The following is a 1117-nucleotide window of genomic DNA, read 5'->3' on the forward strand; positions in this document are numbered from 1 at the left end:
CTACCAACTTATTTACTGTCAAAAAACTGCGCCAGTATTCGTAAAAAATACTTGCATAATTCTTATCATAAGTCGAAGAACCAAAATCATTCAATGAATGCCAACCATACTTCTTCTGAAAAAGTTCTACGAGAGATTGATTACAAATTTTTTCCGCTTGAAATTCCTCTTCTGTCAAGAAATACTTGCGACTAATATATTCAACCATCCCCTCTTCGAACCAGATATAAGAGTCGTAACCATCAAAATCATCTAAAAAATACTCCGACCAATGAGCTAACTCATGTCCTACAATCTGTAAGAGGAAATTTTCAGATAAAGAATGATAGTGACTTTCTATTGCTTGAGTTTGCTGAGAACACTCGTAGTCCATCAACTGATACAAATACAACTCTTTCCAAATAGCTAAATCAGGCGTCATAACCATTCGTCTATTATTTGTATAGGCTGGAACAGCACTTTCCCTAATAATCTGTGTAGCAGCATTAAAACTTGACCAAATAACAGCTTGTGGTAAATCACAGACTGCAAGTTCATTCTTTAAAAAAGATTGATAATCTTTCAACTTTTCAGTATTTCTTACTACAAAATCACGAAATGCAGCTAGTTGACTATCGTCTTTGACAAGATAAAGGTTTTCCACGTCTCTCCTTTCTTTCACACAATAGACTGAATAAGCAAAAAACCGCATCCGACAATCCTAGGTTGATTTAACCTAGGGGCGTCAGAAACGCGGTTCCACCCTAATTTATTACTTCATTGTTTTTGAAAATAGTACAGAAAGCGCCAGCACTTTATTTTGCCCTACTTGGCTCCCACTTTCCCAAGCTCGCTTGAAGAACGCCATAAGACTTTCTTTCCTGCTGACTATTATATCAAAAATTGGAGCAATGTACAATTCTTTTTATGATTTTCTAAAAATCCACATCATCAACTCGTGGAGCACCAGATTGAACAGCAATCGTTTTTAAGGTTTCTCGTTCCTCTTGACTTAATTCAATTCCAAAACAATCAAGATTAGCCTGAATACGAGAGGCTGTGACAGATTTCGGAAGTGGTAAAAATCTTTCTGCCAAGCTCCAGGCCAAGGCTATCTGAGCAACAGACTTTCCATGAT

The 1117-nt window shown here is 36.8% G+C and carries 2 protein-coding genes; both read right to left on the bottom strand.

Features of this window, described 5'->3' with window-relative positions:
• On the bottom strand, positions 1-643 hold a 643-nt coding region (locus tag QZ359_RS02090), incomplete at its 3' end, for an elongation factor Tu (protein ID WP_293957478.1).
• 271 nt (positions 644-914) lie between these two features.
• The coding region (locus QZ359_RS02095; protein WP_293957480.1) for an aldo/keto reductase at positions 915-1117 on the bottom strand (203 nt) is incomplete at its 5' end.

This window comes from Streptococcus sp. (assembly GCF_019414905.1).
Classification (GTDB): Bacteria; Bacillota; Bacilli; order Lactobacillales; family Streptococcaceae; genus Streptococcus.